Origin of the sequence: Terrabacter sp. NPDC000476, from assembly GCF_040300125.1 — a bacterium.
Classification (GTDB): Bacteria; Actinomycetota; Actinomycetes; order Actinomycetales; family Dermatophilaceae; genus Terrabacter.
Window position 1 is genome coordinate 1 of the sequence record NZ_JBEPDF010000020.1, and the last position, 1099, is coordinate 1099.

Here is a 1099-nt window from a genome sequence, read left to right on the forward strand (position 1 = left end):
CGGCACGTCTCGTCGCGGGCGACGATGAACCGCCGCAGCGCGGCCGAGGGGCGGTAGACGTCGGCGGCGACGTCGATCACGTCACGGGTGCCGGGGGCGGTGACGACCTTGCGCCAGGTGGCGTCGGGGTCGGCGGCCAGTTCCCGGGCGGTCTCGATGGACACCGGGCCGAGACCGTCGACCCACGCGGCGTCGTCAGGCAACGTGCTGTCGGCGCCGAACAGGGTGGTCGCGTCGACGCGCAGCAGGACGTGGACGCTGGTGGCGGGCCGGTGGGTGCGGCCGGTGGTGGCGGGGTGCTCGGCGTCGGCGGGCTGCTGGTGGTCGGTGTCGGAGGTGGCGGGGGTGAAGCGGGTGAGTCCGTCGCGCAGGACGTCGACGAGGGCGTCGTTGACGCGGGTGGCGTGGTCGCGGTCGTCGTGCAGGCCGTGGGCCCTGGTGTGGTCGGTGGTGGCGTCGGCGCAGGCGGTGGCGAAGGTCATCAGCCGCCGGCCCAGGCCGAGGGGGAGGTCGAGGGACAGGTGGGCGGTGGCGCCGTCCTGGCAGTCGGTCAGGACCGCTTCGCGGCCGGGGTGGCGGGTGTGCCGGACGACGCGTTCGTGGTGGGGGGGGTCATCCGTTCCAGCAGTCGGAAGCAGCGTCCGTGCAGGGCGGAGCCGACCTTGCCCTCACGGGCCCAGGTCAGGGCGGTGGTGTGGAACGTGTCGAGCGCCTGGGTGAGGGCCTCACCCTCCAGCAGCGCCGGTCCCTCGACGATCTCGCCCTCACTGATCTCCCCGTCGGTATCTGCGGTGAGGGTGGCGGTGCGGGCGGCGAGGTGGCGGGACTGGGCCAGGATGGTGCGGGCCTGGCGGGCGGTGACCTGTCCGGCGGCGACGGCTTGCCAGACGGGGCGTTCGGCGGTGCCGGCGGCGTGGGCGGTCCAGACGTGGGTGAGGGCGGTTTCGATGGGGACACCGCAGCTGCGGGAGTGGTGCAGGGCGACGACTTCGACCGCGGACTGCAGCGGGTTCCAGGGAGCGAAGGTGTGTCCGCGCAGGCGCAGGGTGACCTGTTCGCGTCGTTCGATGAGGTCGCCGGCCTGGTCGGGGTGGGGGTG

The 1099-nt window shown here is 74.1% G+C and carries 1 protein-coding gene and 1 pseudogene; both read right to left on the minus strand.

Features of this window, described 5'->3' with window-relative positions; all coding sequences use genetic code 11:
- A pseudogene (locus ABT295_RS21130) lies at positions 1–482 on the minus strand (hypothetical protein); the annotation flags it as partial.
- 68 nt (positions 483–550) lie between these two features.
- A partial coding sequence (locus tag ABT295_RS21135) for a hypothetical protein (RefSeq protein ID WP_352396376.1) occupies positions 551–1099 on the minus strand: 549 nt, incomplete at its 5' end.